The organism is Terrabacter ginsenosidimutans (assembly GCF_039539425.1).
GTDB lineage: Bacteria > Actinomycetota > Actinomycetes > Actinomycetales > Dermatophilaceae > Terrabacter > Terrabacter ginsenosidimutans.
In genome coordinates this window covers 361,873-379,004 of the sequence record NZ_BAABDC010000001.1, presented here as the reverse complement: position 1 = coordinate 379,004, position 17,132 = coordinate 361,873, and the positions used below count along the sequence as shown (strand labels likewise).

At 70.9% G+C, this 17,132-nt stretch carries 13 protein-coding genes and 1 tRNA gene; 6 read left to right on the top strand and 8 right to left on the bottom strand.

Features of this window, described 5'->3' with window-relative positions; genetic code table 11:
* Nucleotides 1–18: 18 nt before the first annotated feature.
* The 4 genes from ABD831_RS01895 to ABD831_RS01880 are packed head-to-tail and all read left to right on the top strand — an operon-like array spanning nucleotide 19 to nucleotide 6,095.
* Nucleotides 19–1,518, top strand: a complete 1,500-nt coding sequence (locus tag ABD831_RS01895) for a xanthine dehydrogenase small subunit (protein ID WP_344940699.1) — start codon at nucleotides 19–21, stop codon at nucleotides 1,516–1,518.
* Nucleotides 1,515–3,965, top strand: coding sequence for a xanthine dehydrogenase molybdopterin binding subunit (gene xdhB / locus ABD831_RS01890; RefSeq protein ID WP_344940696.1), 2,451 nt, complete (start codon nucleotides 1,515–1,517; stop codon nucleotides 3,963–3,965). The genes ABD831_RS01895 and xdhB overlap by 4 nt, the downstream gene beginning before the upstream one ends.
* Nucleotide 3,966: 1 nt before the next feature.
* Complete coding sequence (xdhC, locus tag ABD831_RS01885; protein WP_344942996.1) at nucleotides 3,967–4,788, top strand: xanthine dehydrogenase accessory protein XdhC; 822 nt, start codon at nucleotides 3,967–3,969, stop codon at nucleotides 4,786–4,788.
* The gene (locus tag ABD831_RS01880) at nucleotides 4,785–6,095 is read left to right on the top strand and encodes a guanine deaminase (protein WP_344940694.1); all 1,311 of its coding nucleotides are present in this window, start codon (nucleotides 4,785–4,787) and stop codon (nucleotides 6,093–6,095) included. The genes xdhC and ABD831_RS01880 overlap by 4 nt, the downstream gene beginning before the upstream one ends.
* 4 nt (nucleotides 6,096–6,099) lie before the next feature.
* On the opposite strand, the gene ABD831_RS01875 is transcribed toward ABD831_RS01880, so the two are convergent.
* Nucleotides 6,100–7,428 (bottom strand): nucleotide disphospho-sugar-binding domain-containing protein, encoded by a 1,329-nt coding sequence (locus ABD831_RS01875; RefSeq protein WP_344940691.1) that lies wholly within the window; start codon nucleotides 7,426–7,428, stop codon nucleotides 6,100–6,102.
* Complete coding sequence (locus ABD831_RS01870) at nucleotides 7,425–9,659, bottom strand: glycosyltransferase (protein WP_344940688.1); 2,235 nt, start codon at nucleotides 9,657–9,659, stop codon at nucleotides 7,425–7,427. Before ABD831_RS01870 ends, ABD831_RS01875 begins: the two co-directional genes overlap by 4 nt.
* A gap of 260 nt (nucleotides 9,660–9,919) precedes the next feature.
* Here ABD831_RS01870 and ABD831_RS01865 point away from each other — a divergent pair, with 260 nt between their 5' ends.
* Nucleotides 9,920–10,681, top strand: a complete 762-nt coding sequence (locus tag ABD831_RS01865; RefSeq protein ID WP_344940686.1) for a DUF4386 domain-containing protein — start codon at nucleotides 9,920–9,922, stop codon at nucleotides 10,679–10,681.
* A gap of 200 nt (nucleotides 10,682–10,881) precedes the next feature.
* On the opposite strand, the gene ABD831_RS01860 is transcribed toward ABD831_RS01865, so the two are convergent.
* From ABD831_RS01860 to ABD831_RS01845, 4 genes are all read right to left on the bottom strand, one after another.
* The gene (locus ABD831_RS01860) at nucleotides 10,882–11,340 is read right to left on the bottom strand and encodes an SRPBCC family protein (protein WP_344940684.1); all 459 of its coding nucleotides are present in this window, start codon (nucleotides 11,338–11,340) and stop codon (nucleotides 10,882–10,884) included.
* Nucleotides 11,324–12,244 carry a hypothetical protein gene (locus ABD831_RS01855; protein ID WP_344940682.1) on the bottom strand — a complete coding sequence of 307 codons (921 nt, stop codon included), beginning with the start codon at nucleotides 12,242–12,244 and terminating at the stop codon, nucleotides 11,324–11,326. The genes ABD831_RS01860 and ABD831_RS01855 overlap by 17 nt, the downstream gene beginning before the upstream one ends.
* 741 nt (nucleotides 12,245–12,985) lie before the next feature.
* Entirely contained in the window at nucleotides 12,986–13,960 is a 975-nt protein-coding gene (locus tag ABD831_RS01850) for a cupredoxin domain-containing protein (RefSeq protein ID WP_344940679.1), read from the bottom strand.
* Nucleotides 13,961–14,506: 546 nt separating this feature from the next.
* Nucleotides 14,507–14,583 (bottom strand) — tRNA-Phe (locus ABD831_RS01845).
* A gap of 236 nt (nucleotides 14,584–14,819) precedes the next feature.
* Between ABD831_RS01845 and ABD831_RS01840 the strand changes: the two genes are divergently transcribed.
* Nucleotides 14,820–15,386: a YceI family protein gene (locus ABD831_RS01840; RefSeq protein WP_344940676.1), complete on the top strand. Its 567-nt coding sequence runs from the start codon at nucleotides 14,820–14,822 to the stop codon at nucleotides 15,384–15,386.
* Nucleotides 15,387–15,435: 49 nt separating this feature from the next.
* On the opposite strand, the gene ABD831_RS01835 is transcribed toward ABD831_RS01840, so the two are convergent.
* Entirely contained in the window at nucleotides 15,436–15,957 is a 522-nt protein-coding gene (locus ABD831_RS01835; protein WP_344940673.1) for a hypothetical protein, read from the bottom strand.
* A gap of 126 nt (nucleotides 15,958–16,083) precedes the next feature.
* On the bottom strand, nucleotides 16,084–17,115 hold the full coding sequence (locus ABD831_RS01830) for a M12 family metallopeptidase (RefSeq protein WP_344940670.1): 1,032 nt from the start codon (nucleotides 17,113–17,115) through the stop codon (nucleotides 16,084–16,086).
* Between the last annotated feature and the right edge of the window lie 17 nt (nucleotides 17,116–17,132).

Here is a 17,132-nt window from a genome sequence, read left to right as displayed (position 1 = left end):
GGACGACAGGAACTTCGGATGACGCCGGGACGGCGACTCTCGGCGACGGTCAACGGCGAGAACCTCAGCCTCGCCGGCACCGACCCGTCGACCAACGCGCTCGACTGGCTGCGCGCCCAGGGCCTGACCGGCGCGAAGGAGGGCTGCGCCGAGGGAGAGTGCGGTGCGTGCGCCGTCATGCTGGCCCGCGCCGACACCGGCTCGGGCACCGAGTGGACCGCCCTCAACGCCTGCCTCCTCCCGGCTGCGGCACTCGACGGCCAGGAGGTCGTCACGGCCGAGGGCCTCGGTGCTCCAGGTCGACTGCACCCGGTTCAGCGCGAGTTGGCGGTGCGCGGAGGCTCCCAGTGTGGCTACTGCACGCCTGGCTTCGTGTGCTCGATGGCCGCCGAGTACTACCGCGGCGACCGTTCCGCGACGCGTGACGACACTGCCGCCGACGCCGCCCACCCCCGCCGACACGAGTGCGGGCCCAACGGGTTCGAGCTGGACGCGCTCTCGGGCAACCTGTGCCGGTGCACCGGCTACCGGCCCATCCGGGACGCCGCCTTTGCGCTCGGTGAGCCGGCGGACCACGACCCGATCGCGAGACGCCGGGCGGGTCCGCCGCCTGCCGCTGCAGCGACCTGGCTCGAGGGACCGACCGGGACGTACGCCCGTCCCGCGGACCTCGGTGAGGCCCTGGATCTCCTCGCGGCCCACCCGGGCGCGGTGCTCGTCGCGGGCTCGACCGACTGGGGCGTCGACGTCAACCTCCGCGGATCCCGGGCGCCTTTCGTCATCGGCATCGACCGCCTGCCCGAGCTGCGCCACCTGGCCGTCGGCGACGACGTCGTCGAGATCGGTGCCGCCCTCAGCCTCACCGAGGTCGAGCGCGGACTCGCTGGACGGGTCCCCCTGCTCGACCAGCTCGTACCCCAGTTCGCCTCGCGGCTCATCCGCAACGGCGCCACGATCGGCGGCAACCTCGGCACCGCCTCACCCATCGGTGACCTCCTGCCGGCGCTGCTCGCCCTCGAGGCCGCCGTGGTGCTCGTCGGCGCGGGCGGGGAACGCGAGGTTGCGCTCGCCGACTACTTCACGGGCTACCGGCGCACGCTGCGATGCGCGGACGAGATGGTCCGCGCCGTGCGCATCCCCGTTCCCCTCAGTGGGACGACGGCCTTCCACAAGGTCGCCAAGCGCCGGTTCGACGACATCTCCAGCGTCGCCGTCGCGTTCGCGCTCGACGTGGCCGGCGGCGTGGTGCGCCGCGCACGCATCGGGCTCGGTGGCGTGGCCGCCACCCCGATCCGCGCCTACACGACCGAGGCAGCGCTCGAGGGGCAGCCCTGGACCGCCGAGACGGCCCACGCCGCCGCCGACGTGCTCCACGGCGAGGGCACTCCCCTCGACGACCACCGGGCGAGTGCCGACTACCGCAGGGCCGTGCTCGGCACCGCGCTGCTCCGGCTCCACGCCGAGAGCACTGCCGGCCCGGTTGTCGAGGCGCCTACCGGGCGTGGGGTGGGCGCGTGACAAGTCCGTCGAACCAAGCAGCCGATCCCGTTGTCGGGCAGACGATCCCGCATGAGTCCGCGGCCCTGCACGTCACCGGTGCGGCCCTCTACACCGACGACCTCACGGTGCGCACGCACGGCATCCTCCACGCGCATCCCGTCCAGGCCCCGCACGCTCATGCCCGAGTCACCAGGCTGCACACGGCACCGGCGCTCGAGGTCCCGGGCGTGGTGCGAGTGCTCACCGCCGCCGACGTTCCCGGCGTCAACGACGGCGGCGTCAAGCACGACGAGCCGCTGTTCCCCTCGGAGGTGATGTTCCTCGGTCACGCCGTGTGCTGGGTGCTGGGCGAGACCCTCGAGTCGGCCCGGCTCGGGGCCCTGGCGGTGGAGGTGGACTACGAGCCACTTTCCTCGATCGTGACGGTCCGCGAGGCGATCGCGGCCGACAGCTTCCAGGGGGGCCGGCCCAAGCTGGAACGCGGGGATGTCGACGCCGCCTTCTCGGGTGCGGAGCACGTGTTCAGTGGTGAGCTGGACCTCGCCGGGCAGGAGCACTTCTACCTCGAGACCCACTGCTCGGTCGCCCACGTGGACGAGGGCGGCCAGGTGTTCGTCCAGAGCAGCACCCAGCACCCCAGCGAGACCCAGGAGATCGTCGCGCACGTGCTGGGCCTCGCGAGCCACGCTGTCACGGTGCAGTGTCTGCGGATGGGAGGGGGCTTCGGCGGGAAGGAGATGCAGCCACACGGGTTCGCCGCGATCGCGGCCCTCGGGGCCGTCCTGACGGGCCGGCCGGTGCGGTTGCGCCTCACCAGGAGCCAGGACCTCACCATGACCGGCAAGCGGCACGGTTTCCACATCCAGTGGCGCGCCGCCTTCGACGGCACCGGCGCCGTCCAGGCTCTGGATGCGACCCTGACCTCGGACGGTGGCTGGAGCCTCGACCTCTCGGAACCCGTTCTCGCCCGGGCCCTCTGCCACGTCGACAACGCGTACTGGATCCCGAACCTGCGGGTCAACGGCCGGATCGCCTTGACGCACAAGACGTCCCAGACCGCGTTCCGCGGGTTCGGCGGCCCCCAGGGGATGCTCGTCATCGAGGACGTCCTCGGCCGGTGCGCCCCACGCCTCGGGATCGACCCTGCGCAGCTGCGACGGCGGAACTTCTACGTGGAGGGTCAGCACACCCCGTACGGCCAGCCGGTTCGTCACCCGGAGCGGGCTGTCCGGTGCTGGGAGCAGGTGCTCGCCACCGGTGAGGTCGCGGCACGCTCGGCACGGATCGCCGAGTTCAACGCCACCCACGAGCACACCAGGCGGGCGCTGGCCGTGACCCCGGTGAAGTTCGGGATCTCCTTCAACTTCACGGCCTTCAACCAGGCCGGTGCGCTCGTGCACGTCTACAAGGACGGATCGGTGCTGATCACGCACGGCGGCACCGAGATGGGCCAGGGCCTGCACACCAAGATGCTCCAGGTCGCCGCCACGGCGCTCGGAGTGCCGCTCTCGCTCGTGCGCCTCGCCCCCACCCGCACCGACAAGGTCCCCAACACATCGGCCACCGCCGCGAGCTCGGGCGCCGACCTCAACGGTGCGGCAGTCAGGAACGCCTGCGAGCAGATCCTCGGGCGGCTGCGCGTCGTGGCCTCGGCACGTCTCGGCGTGAGGGACGTCGACGTGCGGTTCGAGAACGGGCTCGTGCGAGCGGCAGGAGGCAGCGAGCAGGTCGCCTGGGCCGACCTCGTGAGCGAGGCCTACTATCAGCGGGTCCAGCTGTGGGCGGCCGGTTTCCATCGCACCGAGGGCCTGCACTGGGACTCCACGGCGATGCACGGGTCGCCATTCAAGTACTTCTCCTACGGGGCCGCCGCCACCGAGGTCGAGGTGGACGGCTTCACCGGGGCCTACCGGTTGCGCCGTGTCGACATCGTGCACGACGTGGGTGACTCGCTGTCGCCGCTCATCGACCTCGGTCAGGTCGAGGGGGGCTTCGTGCAGGGCGCCGGGTGGCTGACCCTCGAGGACCTCCGCTGGGACGACTCCTCGACACCGGCGCGCGGGCGGCTCCTCACGGCATCGGCCAGCACCTACAAGCTGCCGAGCTTCTCCGAGATGCCCGAGGTCTTCAACGTCGCGCTGCTCGAGCGCGCCACCGAGGACGGCGTCGTCTACGGGTCCAAGGCCGTCGGTGAACCCCCACTCATGCTCGCCATCTCGGTACGTGAGGCACTGCGCCAGGCCACTGCCGCGTTCGGGCCCTCGGGCACCTCCGTCGACCTCGCGTCCCCGGCGACGCCTGAGGCGGTCTTCTGGGCGGTCCGCCAGGCTCGCGGCGGCGGTCAGCCGCCCCGTCTGGCCCCCCTCGTCGAAGGGGGCGTCGGCCTCGTGCCGGAACAGCCCGACCCTGCCGCGCGCCCTCTGGAGCCGCGCTCCGAGCAGGTCGCGTCCGGATCGGGTGGCTGAGGTGCACTGGCTGGCAGCGGTGCAGCAGCTCCGGGCGGACCGCGAGCCCGGCGTCCTCGTCACCCTCGTCGCAATCCGCGGCCATGCTCCCCGTGAGCCCGGCGCGAAGATGGTCGTGTCGGCCGACCGCTCGTGGGGCAGCATCGGCGGCGGCAACCTGGAGGAGACCGCCGTCGCACGCGCGCGTTCGATGCTGCTGCGCGGCGACGGCGTCCCCGAGCAGCTCGACCTGTCGCTCAACGAGCGTGCACCCGTCGAGCACGGTCAGCAGTGCTGTGGTGGAGAGGTGTCGGTGCTGCTCGAGCCGCTCGCGGTCGTGCCCTCGGTGGCGATCTTCGGCATGGGGCACGTGGGCTCCGAGCTGGCTCGCATCCTGAGCCGGCACGACCTCGAGCTGCACCTCGTCGACGGCCGCGCGGACCGGCTGGCCCCAGAGCGTCTCGGGATGCTGGCGGATGCCGTGGCAGGGGTGCACGTCCACCACGCGCCCGTGCCCGAGCTCGTGCTCGGGCAGGTCCCGCACGGCACCCACGTGCTGGTCATGACCCACGACCACGCCGAGGACGTGGCGCTGTGCGACGCCGCGCTGAGGTGCTCCCACCTCGGGTCCGTGGGGTTGATCGGATCGTCGGCGAAATGGCGCCGGTTCGAGCAACGCCTTGCGGCCGAAGGGCATTCGGCACAGGACCTGGCCAGGATCCAGTCGCCCATCGGGCTTCCCGGTATCGCCGGTAAGAGCCCTGCGGCGATCGCGGTGGCCGTGGCGGCCGACCTCCTCAGCACCTTCGCCCGCGAGCGGACCGGCCTGGACGCCCCCTCGTGACACTGTTCCGGGGCAACGTCCTCGATACGCCCACGAGCCCCTTCACCGGTGGCTCCCTCAGGTCGCAGGACGACTGTGGGCTGCTCGTCCGGAGCGGGGTCATCGCGGCACGTGGACCGTTCGACGTGTTGCGCGCCGAGCATGCCGACGAGCCCGTCCTGGACCTGCGCGAGGGACTGCTCCTGCCCGGCATGGTCGACACGCACGTGCACTTCCCCCAGGTGCGCGTCATCGGCGGACTCGGCCTCCCGCTGCTCGACTGGCTCGACCGGTGCGCCCTCCCCGAGGAGATGCGACTGGCCGAGGCGGACTACGCGAGGAGCGTGGCGCGCGACTTCGTCGCCGGCCTCGTCGACGCCGGCACCACGACCGCGCTCGTCTTCGGCGCCCACTACGCGTCGGCCGTCGACTCGATGTTCGAGGCGGCCGATCAATGGGGCCTTCGCGTCACGACGGGACTCGTGACGTCGGACCGGCTCCTGCCTGAGCCCCTGCTCACCACGGCGGAGCGCGCCTACTCCGAGTCCCTCGACCTCGCGACCCGCTGGCACGGCAAGGGCCGGTTGCGCTACGCCGTGACGCCACGCTTCTCGCTGTCGGCGAGCGAGGCGGTGCTGGAGGCCTGCGCTGCCGTCCTGTCCGAGGTGCCCGGGTCGTGGTTCACCTCGCACGTCAACGAGAACCTGCATGAGATCCGTGAGGTGGCCGCCCTCTTCGACGGTGCGGCCTACGTCGACACGTACGACCGCTTCGGGCTCGTGACGCCGCGATCCGTGCTCGCCCATGACGTGCACCCGACCGACGCCGAGCTCGCGACGCTGGCCGAGCGCGGCGCAGCCGTGGCGCACTGTCCGACGAGCAATGCGGCACTCGGGAGCGGGCTGTTCCCGCTGCGTCGTCACGTGGAGGCCGGGGTGCGCGTCGCCCTGGGGTCCGATGTCGGGGCCGGCACCGGGTTCTCGCTGTTCAAGGAGGGGCTGCAGGCCTACTTCGTCCAGCAGCTCCTCGGCCCGGCAGGGATGCCACTGACCTCGGCCCACCTGCTCTGGCTGTGCACCGGGGCCGGGGCCGACGCGCTCGGACTGGCCCAGGACGTGGGCGACCTGTCGGTCGGCAAGCAGTTCGACGCCATCTGGTTGCTGCCCGAGCCGGGCGACCCCCTCGCCGTCGGACTGGCGAACGCCTCGTCGCCCGATGACGCACTGTCCAAGATCTTCGCGCTCGGCACCTCCTCGGACGTCGGCGGGGTGTGGGTCGGCGGAGACCAGATCGCCTCCGGTCGCTGGCGGCTCCCGCTCCACCCCTGACGGGTCAGTCGCGGCCGGTCGTCTGCGTCATGGCTGCCCACGCCCGTTGCGGTCCGGGCCGTTCACGCAGCGAGGTGCTGAGCCGGTGCCCGGGCACGTTCGGGCTGGTGAGACCGCGTGAGGGGTCGAGGCCGAGGAGCAGCTCGGCCGAGGCGCGGATGTCCTCGGCGCTCGCCCGGTTGGGGTCGAGCACCTCGCCGAGCCCGGAGCGCTCGATGGCGGCGGCGCCTGCGAACTGGTCGGTGGACAGGGGGAGCAGCAGCAGGGGCACTCCCGCCGTCAGCGCCTCGGTGACGCTGTTGTTGCCGCCGTGCGAGACCGCGAGGGCCGCCCGGTGCAGGAGCGTCACCTGCGGCAGCGTCTCGCGCACGAGCCAGGAGGGCGGGAGGGGGCCGAGCAGGTCGCGGGGCGTCGATCCGTTGGCGAGCGCGACGCGGACGTCGAGTCCGCGCAGCGCTCCCGCGATCCGCGTCAGTACGTCGGAGCGCGCCGAGAGGAAGCTGCCGAGGCTGACGTACACGACCGGCTCGTCCCCGTTGTCCAGCCACCGCTCCACCTGCTCGTCCCGGGCCTCCTCACGCACTGCGGATCCGAGGAAGGTGTGGTGAGGGAGCAGCGACGTGCGCTGCGCCTCGTGCAGCTCCTCGGGATAGTTGAGCAGGAGGACGTCGCCGGTCTCGGCGAAGGCGTCGTTGCTGGGTGCCGCACCGGGCGACAGCTGCGCGAGCGCGGAGTTCCACTGGGCGGTGAAGTCGTCGCGGACCCCCTCGGACAACCGTCGCAGCTCCTGGAGCGCGTCCGGGTCGGGCCGGAAGGCACGCGGCCACGCGGGAGGGTAGCCATAGACCTCGTCTCCCACGGTGAGAGCCGACGGGTGGCCGAGGACGACGTCGGCGTGGCTGATGCCCTGGCTGGTGAGACCGAGCCGGGCGCCGAAGGCCAGGTGGTCGACGACGATCGTGTCAGGGCGAACGCGGTCGACGACGTCGTGGACGGCTCGTGCGACGCCCACGGCGTTCCAGAGCAGGTCGTCACCTCGGGCCCTCGCCTGGTAGGCCAGTGTCTCGATGGCACCGATGCGTGTCGCCGCGAAGAAGCCCCGCAGCGAGTCGTCCTCACCGGCCGGCTGCTCCTCGGCGCGGATCACGCCCGGGTTCGAGCCGCGGCCCAGCTGGAGGTGCTCCCGCTCGTAGCCGAACATCGTCACGAGGGCATCGGTCGTTGCACCGGTGGCGACCACGACGCGCTCGCCGGCGTCGCGCCAGGCCGTTGCGAGGGTGGCGAGGGGGTAGAGGTGCGAGGCGTAGTCGGGGCTGATGACGAGCAGCGTCACGATGCGCCCTCCATGACGTCGGGCTGGGTGGGACCTTCGGTCGTGCTCGAACTGCCGCTGGTGCCAGTACTGCCCGGGCGGCGTGGGGCTGCGATGCGCTGGTAGACCTCCGCGAGGGACACGGCCATGGTGTCGATGCCGAACCTCGTGCGCACCATGTGCTGCGCCTCCCGCGCGCGGGCGTCGGCACCCGGCGCCACGGCGAGGTCGAGCGCGGCGTGCGTCGCGGCAGCCACGGCATACGGCGTGGAGGTGTCGGTCAGGATGCCGGTCTCGCCGTCGGCGACGTAGGTGGCCGGGCCGCCGCCGGCCGGCGCGACCACGACGAGGCCGACCGCCATCGCCTCGAGGATGGCGATGCCGAACTCCTCCTTGAGACTCGCGCTGACGTAGATCCCGGGCGGCGCTCCCGTGCCGGCGCGACGCTGCTGCAGGGCCGCGAGCCAGGCGATGGTCGTGGCGTTCGGCCGGTGGCCCGCGAGCAGCAGCCCTCGCCTGGCCGCCTCGTGTCTCGGCACGACGGCATCGATGCGCGCGAGCTCGGCCGCCTCCTCGTCGGTGGGGTGCTCGAGGTCGCCGCCGACGAGCAGCAGGTTGCAGCGGTCGTGCAGATCTGCGTCGTCCGCCCAGGCCCGCACGAGGGTGGCCATGCCCTTGACGGCGTTCAGCCGACCGACCGACACGGCGACCGGCAGACTCCTCCGGTCGGCCGGCAGCGTCGCGAGCAGGTCGTCGACGGCGCGGAGCGCCGCGGAGGTCGCCAGGCCGCGCCCCGACTCGTCGCGGACCTCTCGCACCGTCCGGTCGATGGCAGAGACGTCGACGCCCTCGCCGACCACGGTGGCCCGTTCCGGGTGGGTCGAGAGGTCGAGGGCGAGGTAGCGCCGCAGGTCGCGCTCGACCTGGGGTCGGGGGAAGAGCACCAGGTGGTCGGCCCGTTCGGTCAGGTCGAGCAGCAGACGGTCACGGAACCACAGGTGCTCCACGAGGTCCGCCTCCCCGAAACCGGACCGGGTCAGGGTCCCGGCCGTGTCGCGGGCGTCGATGAGGGCCTGCGGGTCCGGGGCCAGGGTGAGCACGACCGGGATGCCGAGGTCGACCGCCACCTCCGCCGCGGCCATCGAACCGACGTCGGCCATCCGGAGGTGGATCGCGTCGACGTGCCCTGCCGCCCGCAGGACCCTGCGTATGCCGCGTCGCGCGGACACCCGCGCCGGCCAGCCTCGGGAGATCCCGGTCGACGCACCCGTGAGCGGCACGCGGGCGTAGTGGTGGCCTGCGGTGAGCAGCTCCGAGGCCGGCATGGGCCAGTCGGGCGACCGGTGGCGCACGAGAGGGAACTGTGCGGGGTCAGGGCTGCCGCCCGAGATCGTGATGACGCGTCCGATGTGCGGCTGTTGGCGCAGGAGCGCGTCGCCGAGGTGCACCAGCAGGGTGGCGATGCCCCCGGTGTCGCCCTGGCCCGAGTGGTGCAGCCGACCGTCGATGTCGGAGTGGAGGAAGACCTGAGCCACGGTGAGGCCTCCCGGGGTCGAGACCGTGGGCGCCGGGCAGAGGTCGTGCAGTGCGAGCCGGGCGGTCTGGGCCAGCGGGCCGACACTCCTGGTCAGGGCGACGAGGAGAGGTTCGGCGCCGCGGTCTGCCGCCGGACCGTCACCGAGGGCGGCCAGCGCCGCAGCCCGGACGGGGAGGGCTTCGTGGTCGTCGCCGGCGAGGTCGAGCAGGGCCTGTGTCGAGGCTCCGCCTGCCACGAGCCCGAGGGTCTCGACCAGTCGCGCGCGGACCGCGGTCTCGACAGAGGTCGACAGGGCCCCCACCAGGGGGGCACGAACGGCCTCGGGCTCGTCCTTCGCCCACTGCTCGAGGGTGTGTTGGGCGAGCATCCCGGTGAACCCGCCGTCCTGGCAGCGCCGGACGAGGACCGGGAGGGCACTGTGGACGAGGGGGGCGTGGCGGAGGGCGTCGACGGCGTGCTGCGCGACGTGGCGACGGTCGCCGGCCAGTAGCTCGGCGAGGACGCGCCCGGCTGAGGGGTGGCCGCTCGCGCCCAGGGCGTGGACGGCCGCGATGGCGGTGAGCGGGTCGCTCGTGCGTGCCGCGGAGCGGAGCACCGACAGGGTGTCGCCGCCGGGGTCTCCTACGGTGACGGTGGCCAGGACGCGCGCCTCGCGCATGGCTTCGAGGAGGGTGGGGGCGGCCCGCACGGCGGCGAGCGCGGGGCCGACGTCCATGTCATCAACAGTAGGTTGCCGTCGGCCTTCGCGTCGGAACGCTGTCCAAGGTTGACCGTGACGGGGAGCCCGCAGCCACCGGGAACCGGCGTGGGCCCGCGAGACGCCGCTCAGGCCGTGCCGGGGGGACCTACGGCCCTAGGCCGGTGGGCTGAGGCTTCCTAGCGTGGGGAACGAGGACGGATGCCGTCCGCGTCCGGCGGGCTGGAGTCTGCGAGGAGCGCCTGACCTGAGGTCACGACAGTGCTACCGGACATCAGATGGAGAAGTGGGTGGGTGGAATGGCAGTCACAACCGGCAACCGTGAGAGGTCCGTCAGTGGCCGACCGGACGCTCTCACCAGTACGAACGCGGTGGTCGCGGGGGTGATGCTCATCGTGGCAACCGTGGCGAGCCTGCTCAGCGGGCCGTTTCTCGCGCCGGTGACCGGCGCCAACCACCTGGCCGACGCTGCAGGTCACCAGAGCCAGGTGGCAACGGGCGTGGTCCTCGGGTTCATCGCGGCGTTCGCAGCTCCTGGCGTCGCGATCGCGTTGTATCCGGTGCTGCGCCGGTTCGGTGAGGGCTTGGCGCTCGGCTCCGTCGCCTTCAGGATCATCGAGGGCATCTTCTACGCCTTCGGCATGGTGCAGCTGCTGTCGCTGGCGACGCTGAGCCGGGACTTCGTCGACGCGAGGGTGCCCGGTGACCAGCGCTTCACGATCCTGGGTGACGCGATGCTGGGGCAGTACCGGTGGCTGGCTGATGTGGGACTGCTGCTGGCCTTCGGCATCGGCGGCCTCTCGTACTACCTGCTCTTCTACCGGAGCAGGCTGATCCCGATCTGGTTGTCGGTGTGGGGGATCGGCGGGGTGGTCCTGCTCATGGTCGCGGCCGTGCTGATCATCTTCGGAGTCGTCAGCCCGATGTCGACCGGTCAGGTGGCTCTTGCCGTGCCCATCGGCGTGCAGGAGATGGTGCTGGCGGTATGGCTCCTCGTGAGGGGCTTCGACCGGTCGGCGCTCGCAGCCGCGGAGTCGTGAGCGGTGGACGCGGCCTCGACGTGTCGGGAACGTCGAGCTCGCGTCCTCGGCGCGATGTGGGTCACGTGGCGGCGGCATCCGCGCCCGGCTCCGCCAACCGCTGGACCCTGACGGTGGTCAGGAGCACGCAGAGCCAGTCGGTGCGCCGGTACGAGGCGGCCGGGGGTCGGTAGCTCGTGCGCGTGGCATGGTTCTGTGGTTCATCTCGGCGTCTCACTTCGACTCGCAGGCTCGTGTTCGAGGTGCTCTTTCAGGCTCTGCCAGATGTGCTGTTCCTGGCGTCGGCCCAACCAGACGATCACCGGCCCCAGCAGTCGCAGGGCTCCCTTGGGGTGGACCTGACCGGACCAGCTCATGCGGGTCCCGGCTGCGACCGGTTCGAACCTCAGGACGTAGTCGATGTCGGCCTGCGCCATCGTGGTGACCGAGGCCAGCAGCCGGGGCCGCTCGTAGTCGGTGATCTCGATGAGCAGGTCCGCGACGCGCGCTCCCGACCGCACCGCTGAGCGGAACGTGGTTCCCACACCGATGGGTGCGGCGCCGAGCTTCCGGGCGCGGATCATCTGCGGGTTGTACCGCGGTTCATTGGTCTGGTCCGCCACGTAGTCGAAGACGACGTCCACCGGACGCCCGATCGTGATGTCACCCTGGATGCCCACCAGCCCACTCCTTCAGTCCACCGCCGGCGCCAGATCGGTCTCGGCCGGGCGAGGACGCACCCGCGAGCAGCAGCCCGAACGCGAGGACGAAGAGCCCGGCGATCACCGGCTCCAAGGGGTCGAACGACGCCGCGTCGGGCACGCCTGCGCCGACCTGGAAGGGCAGCCCGACGAGGTAGCTCAGCTGTTCGGGGATGCCTGAAAGCGTCGCCACGAAAGCGAGCACGAAGCTCCACGCCTCCCGGCGCCACAGCAGCACGGCGGCACCGGCATACAAGGGCACCTGCACGGCCAGGTCCAGCACCAGGGCGGTGTGGATCATCTCGGGGGTCTCCACCAGGCGACTGCCGACGGGCACCGTCCCGTTGACCGCATTGACAACGGCGGCCCCGACCCACATGCCGCCGAGCGAGACGGCGAGGACCCCCGTCGCCACCGCCACTGGCCACACGTGTCTCATCCCGCGGAACTGCTCACCGACCGCGTCGACGTCGAGACCGCCGATCGTGAGCACCAGGGCGGTGAGGCTCATCGAGAAGACCACCACGTGGAGCAGGAAGAGGTCGTTGAAGTCGGTGCCGAAGACGTAGAAGGCGTAGCTGTAGACGAGGTCGGCGAGCAGCCCCGCCGTCACGAGTCGGCCCAGCACCGACCCGCGACGGGCGTACCCGACGGACACGGCCAACGCCGGGGCGACCAGGACCGCCGTCACCGCATCGAACCCCCGGAGGATCTCCGCGGTGGAGCGTGCACCGGTGTAGACCCCCTCGAGCACGAGCCCCAGCACCGCGGCCCCCAGGGCGAGGACGGCAGTGGCCCAGGCAAGCCCGGCCGTCCCGCGGCCCAGACCCGGCTGCCCGCGTCGCTGGAGTCCCGGCCGCTGGTGGCTGTGGATCGTGACCATGGCGTTGCCTCCTCCGCGGATGGCCTGCCGGCCGGGCGCGGACCGACCACCTCGCGCACTCACCACCCTAGAAACCGGGTCGCGGCCCCAGCAGGGCCAAAGGTCCCCGCCGCTCGAGCCCGCACTGACGTGGGGTGTCGCTGTGAATGGCCTTCTGCTTGGTCTGCTGACGTCGCTCGGTCCGTTCGCCCTGCTCGTGCTCGTGGCAGTGGCTTTCGCCGAGACCGGGCTTCTGGTCGGCGTCCTCCTGCCGGCCGACACGCTGCTCGTCAGTGCCGGCGTGCTCATGGCGGCGGGCGCACTGAAGATCCCCGTGTGGCTCTCCCTCATCGCCGTCGGGCTGGCCGCTGCCTGCGGCGGTCAGGTGGCCTACCTGGCGGGGCGCCGGTTGGGCCCCGGGCTGCACAAGGGCCGTGGGTCGAGGTTCATCTCTCCGAAGCGCATCGCCGGGCCCGCGTGCTCTTCGACCGGCAGGGCGCGAAAGCCATTGTCCTGTCACGGTTCGTGCCCCTGGCCCGCACCTCACACCCGTCATCGCTGGCGTGGCCGCCAACCTCGGCCTGATCCTGCTCGCGATACTCGGCATGTCAGCTCTTCCCGCCCTCGCAGCCATTCTCCGTGCCCGGCGTCCGGGGCAGGAGGGTCCCACAGAGCTGCAGGAGTGCTTGACGCGACAGTCGAATGAGGGAAGGCCGCGAACCTTGACACCTCCCTCGGGAGGGAGGTGTCAAGGGCCGGTCCTCACGGGGTGACGATGACCTTGCCCGTCATGCCCATCCCGTCATGGAACATGCAGATGTAGTCGAAGACGCCGGCCTTGTTGAACGTCACGCGGAAGTGCGCGCCGGGTCCTGCGGTGGGAAGGACGCCAGAGCTCAGCATGCCGCCGGTGAAGTTCGTCGGGTCCCCGACCGGGAAGGGCGCGGGAGGCTCCGGACCGAACGTCACGGTGTGTGGCACCGGGTCGCCGTTGTTGAGCGACCAGTCGAAGTCGACGGTCTCACCCACGCGCACCGTCACGGTCGGTCGCATGAACCGCATCACCATGGCCATCGCCGCCTCGTCCACTGCGCCGACGTAGACGTGGTGGTTGCTCGAGGTGGACATCGCGCGCGCGTAGAGACGGTAGCCGGCGCCGATGGTGGCACCTCGGCCGACGTTGAACTGGGTGTCGTAGAACGCCTGGGTGTGCGGGTAGGCCGTCCCGGCAGCGGCCACGTGGACCGTGCCCTTCATCACCTGGCCGTGGAGAAGGCAGTAGTAGACGTAGGTTCCCGGACCCGTGAAGGTGAGGTTGTACGACGTGACCGTGCCTGACGGGAGCTCGGCGAACTGGAGCGTGGACAGCACTCCCGAGTTCCGGAAGTCTCCCGGCGCGCTGATCATGTGGTCCGCAGTCGGTGTCGTCTGAGTCGGGTCGGTCGGGTCGAACGGCGGGGGCAGCTGCCCGACGGGCAGGAACGTGACCGTGTGCGGCTCCATCGAGTCGGCGGTCCAGTGGACCGTGTCACCGACATCGACCCAGATGTCTCCCGGCAGGAACTGCATCCCCTGGATCGCGCCGTTCGGCGACTGCTCGCCGACGTGGACGTGCCACGTCACGGGACTCTGGGTCGCCGCGCCTGCACTGACCGGCGCGAGGAAGAACGTGCCGAGCAGCACCGCCCCCAGCGCTGCCAGAATGGTTTGGATTCTTCCGAAAATATGGGACTTCATCGTCTCCTCCAAAGGTGCGAACCATCGCCCTTCGGGGCCCCAAAGGGCGCTCTCACGTTAGTGGCGGCTCGCGTCACCGAAACGGGAACAGGAAAGTCCCAGCAAACGTGCAGGTCATCCGAGAGCGTCAGAGTATGAAGAGGGATGACTTCCCTCCTCATTTCGTGACGTCATGCCGATGTCCTTGCATGTCAGGCGGTTCCGGCTCCGACCGTGTGCCTGTTCGACCGCGAGTCTTCACTCGAACCGTGCGCCCGATGTCCACACAGCCATTCGTCCGACCCAGGGAGTCACCCGTTCGCCAGAAGATCGCTGGCTCGATTCCGACACGGGCGCAAGAGCGCATTCGCCCCATTCATCCCGATGACGGTCTGGAATTGCTTTTCACGTGTTTGTGGGCACGCACAGATGCGGCGGCTTTTTCGTCCGCACAGCACGATCCGGGAGTTCCGGTCGCGGCACGACCCGCCCCGTGCGCCAGTGGTAGGACACTGGCATGACGACGAAACCGCAGGTCACGTGGAGAGTGACCTGCGGTTTCGGGGGTGGTGGCCAGGGGCGGGGTCGAACCGCCGACCTTCCGATTTTCAGTCGGACGCTCGTACCAACTGAGCTACCTGGCCGGGACAACGAGTGGAACTATAGCCGACCGGTCCGGCCATCTCGCAAACCGTCTGCGAGTGGTGCGACACCCGCTGGTGCGGGATCCTCAGGGGGTATGAGCAGGGTGCCCGCTCGGGGTCGGGCGCGTGTGGTGTGCCCTGCGCTTGCCAACGAACGAGGCGATAGTGAAAGATTCAAGCACCCTGGGTCGTGAGAAGATGCCGCGACTCAATCACCGACCCGCAGGGGAGAGATCATGACCGACCACGGATCCGCGCTGAGCGGGGACTGGGACTTCGACCCGGCCCACACCCGTATCGGGTTCTCTGCGCGCCACGCCATGGTGACGACGGTTCGCGGCTCATTCAACGACGTGACCGGGCGCTTCTACGCGGACCTCGACGACATGTCGAAGTCGTACGCCGAGGTCATCCTCAAGGTCGCGACCGTCGACACCCGCAACCAGCAGCGCGACGATCACCTGCGCAGCGGTGACTTCTTCGACGCCGAGAAGTGGCCCGAGATCCGCTTCGAGAGCACGCGCATCGAGGAGGTCGAGGACAACGCCTACATGGTCTCGGGTGACCTGACGATCCGCGACATCACGAAGCCGGTCACGATCCCGATCGAGCTCGTGGGTGTGCAGACCGACGCGCAGGGCGCCCTGCGCGCCGGCTTCGAGGGGTCGCGCCGGATCAACCGCCGTGACTTCGGCCTCGAGTGGAACATGCCGCTCGACGCCGGCGGCGTCCTGGTGTCCGAGAAGATCTCGCTCGAGTTCGAGATCTCCGCGGTCAAGCGCGGCACCGACCAGCAGGCCTGAACCCGCGGCCGCGGCCGCGGCCACTCTGGCTCCGAGGGCCCTTGACTCGTCAGGCCTCCGGACCCTTCGTGCGCACGTCGGCGACGTGCGACATGGCCTCGCGCAGCTCGCCGAGCCAGTCGCTCTCGTGCTGGCCGACGAGCTTGACGCACCAGGCCAGTGCCTCGGCGCGTGACCGGGCGACGCCGGCGTCGACGAGCGTGTCGAGGACGAGCCGCTCGGGCTGGCGCAGCCGCGTCATCGCCGGAGCGGCGACGTGGGTGAACAGCTCCGTGCGGTCACCGACGCGCACGGCCCAGGAGACCTTGCGCTCGAAACGGTGCTCGGCCTCGCGGGCGATCTCGATGCGGCGTCCTCGGGTGTCCTCGCGGAAGGCCTTGGTGCGACCGGCGCGGGCCTCGTCGCGCTCCGCGTCGCTCGACCCGTCGGGCAGGTCGACGTCGGCGAGGGTGAGCACGACCGTGATCTCCTCGCGGTCGACGGTGATCTCGGGTGGCGTGCTGCGCCACTCCTCGGGCAGGCGGCCGACGAACCAGCCGCGCACCCGCTCCAGTGCTTCGTTCGTAATCATGTAATCAGGATTACCCGATTACCTATCAGGGTCAATGCCTTACGCCCGAGGCGAAGCGCACGCACGTATGCCGCAGGGCGACGGCCACACGGCATACGACCCGTCGCGTCCTCGGCGGGTCGCGTCTCAGCGGCGGCGGGCTCGGATGGAGTAGGCGCCGGTGCCGCTCGAGGCGTGGTGGCGCACCTGGGCCACGTAACGTCCCGGCGTCAGCCCGGCCCGCACGCGCGCGTTGACGCCGTAGCCGCCGTCGTCGTCCTCGCCCACGAGGTCGGTCTCGCTGTTCGGCCCGAACAGGGTGAGGTAGACGTCGGTCGAGCCCCGGGTCGTCACCTCGTAGAGCCCGTCGCTCGTGACGTCGAAGGCGTAGAGGTCCTCCTCGCCGGCCGCGCCGATGGTCGCGTCGACCTTCGGCCCGTCGACGGCCAGCGGCACCGCGTCACCGACGACCGGCGCCGACCTGGGATACATCGCTGCCCCGGAGACGAACGCCTTGTCGAGGGCCGAGGGGACGTCGTTGGCATGCGTCGCGACGCCGTTGAGGGTCCAGCTCGACGGGAACGCGTAGAGCATGATCGAGTCGGGGTCGAACTGGGTCCCCTTGATCTGGTCGAGCGCGTACTTCATGAAGACGTTGTGGCGCACCTTCGCCTCGTCCCAGCGGTTCGGTGGCCCGGCGAGCGCGGCAATCACGACCGGCTCGTTCCACTGGATGCCGCCCTGCGGGTTCGAGTGCTCGTGCGCGAGTCCGATGGCGTGGCCGAACTCGTGCCCCGCCGTGCCCCCGTCGAGGAATCCGAGGTTCATCGTCGCCTCGTTGGCCGGGATGCTCTTGATGTCGGTGCCCACGTAGGACCAGGCGCCGTCGTTGGGGTCGAAGGAGATCCGGATGTCGGCGTCCGGGTGGTCGCCGAAGTCGAAGGCGATGTTGCACGCGGCCTGCCACCAGGCGGCCTGCTCGCGCGCCGTGGCCTGCTCCGCGGGTGTGCCCTCGAGGAAGCGGACCTTGAGCGTCGTGCCGTTCATCCACGCCTTGCCGATCGGCGAGATCGCGCGGTCGGCGCCGTTGGGCCCGGGCAGGCCGCGCTCGCGCCGGTGAGGGCGCATCAGGTCCTTGGGAAGGATTCGGTCGAAGCACACGTGCGGTGCGTCCGTCATGGCGTTTCCCCAATCGG

What these genes read in the sequence shown, in the direction of transcription:
- ABD831_RS01855 (WP_344940682.1), bottom strand. Translation starts at nt 12,244, where the DNA reads ATGGTCACGATCCACAGCCACCAGCGGCCGGGACTCCAGCGACGCGGG.
- ABD831_RS01830 (WP_344940670.1), bottom strand. Translation starts at nt 17,115, where the DNA reads ATGACGGACGCACCGCACGTGTGCTTCGACCGAATCCTTCCCAAGGAC.
- ABD831_RS01865 (WP_344940686.1), top strand. Translation starts at nt 9,920, where the DNA reads ATGGAGAAGTGGGTGGGTGGAATGGCAGTCACAACCGGCAACCGTGAG.
- ABD831_RS01850 (WP_344940679.1), bottom strand. Translation starts at nt 13,960, where the DNA reads ATGAAGTCCCATATTTTCGGAAGAATCCAAACCATTCTGGCAGCGCTG.
- ABD831_RS01840 (WP_344940676.1), top strand. Translation starts at nt 14,820, where the DNA reads ATGACCGACCACGGATCCGCGCTGAGCGGGGACTGGGACTTCGACCCG.
- ABD831_RS01870 (WP_344940688.1), bottom strand. Translation starts at nt 9,659, where the DNA reads ATGGACGTCGGCCCCGCGCTCGCCGCCGTGCGGGCCGCCCCCACCCTC.
- ABD831_RS01835 (WP_344940673.1), bottom strand. Translation starts at nt 15,957, where the DNA reads ATGATTACGAACGAAGCACTGGAGCGGGTGCGCGGCTGGTTCGTCGGC.
- ABD831_RS01895 (WP_344940699.1), top strand. Translation starts at nt 19, where the DNA reads ATGACGCCGGGACGGCGACTCTCGGCGACGGTCAACGGCGAGAACCTC.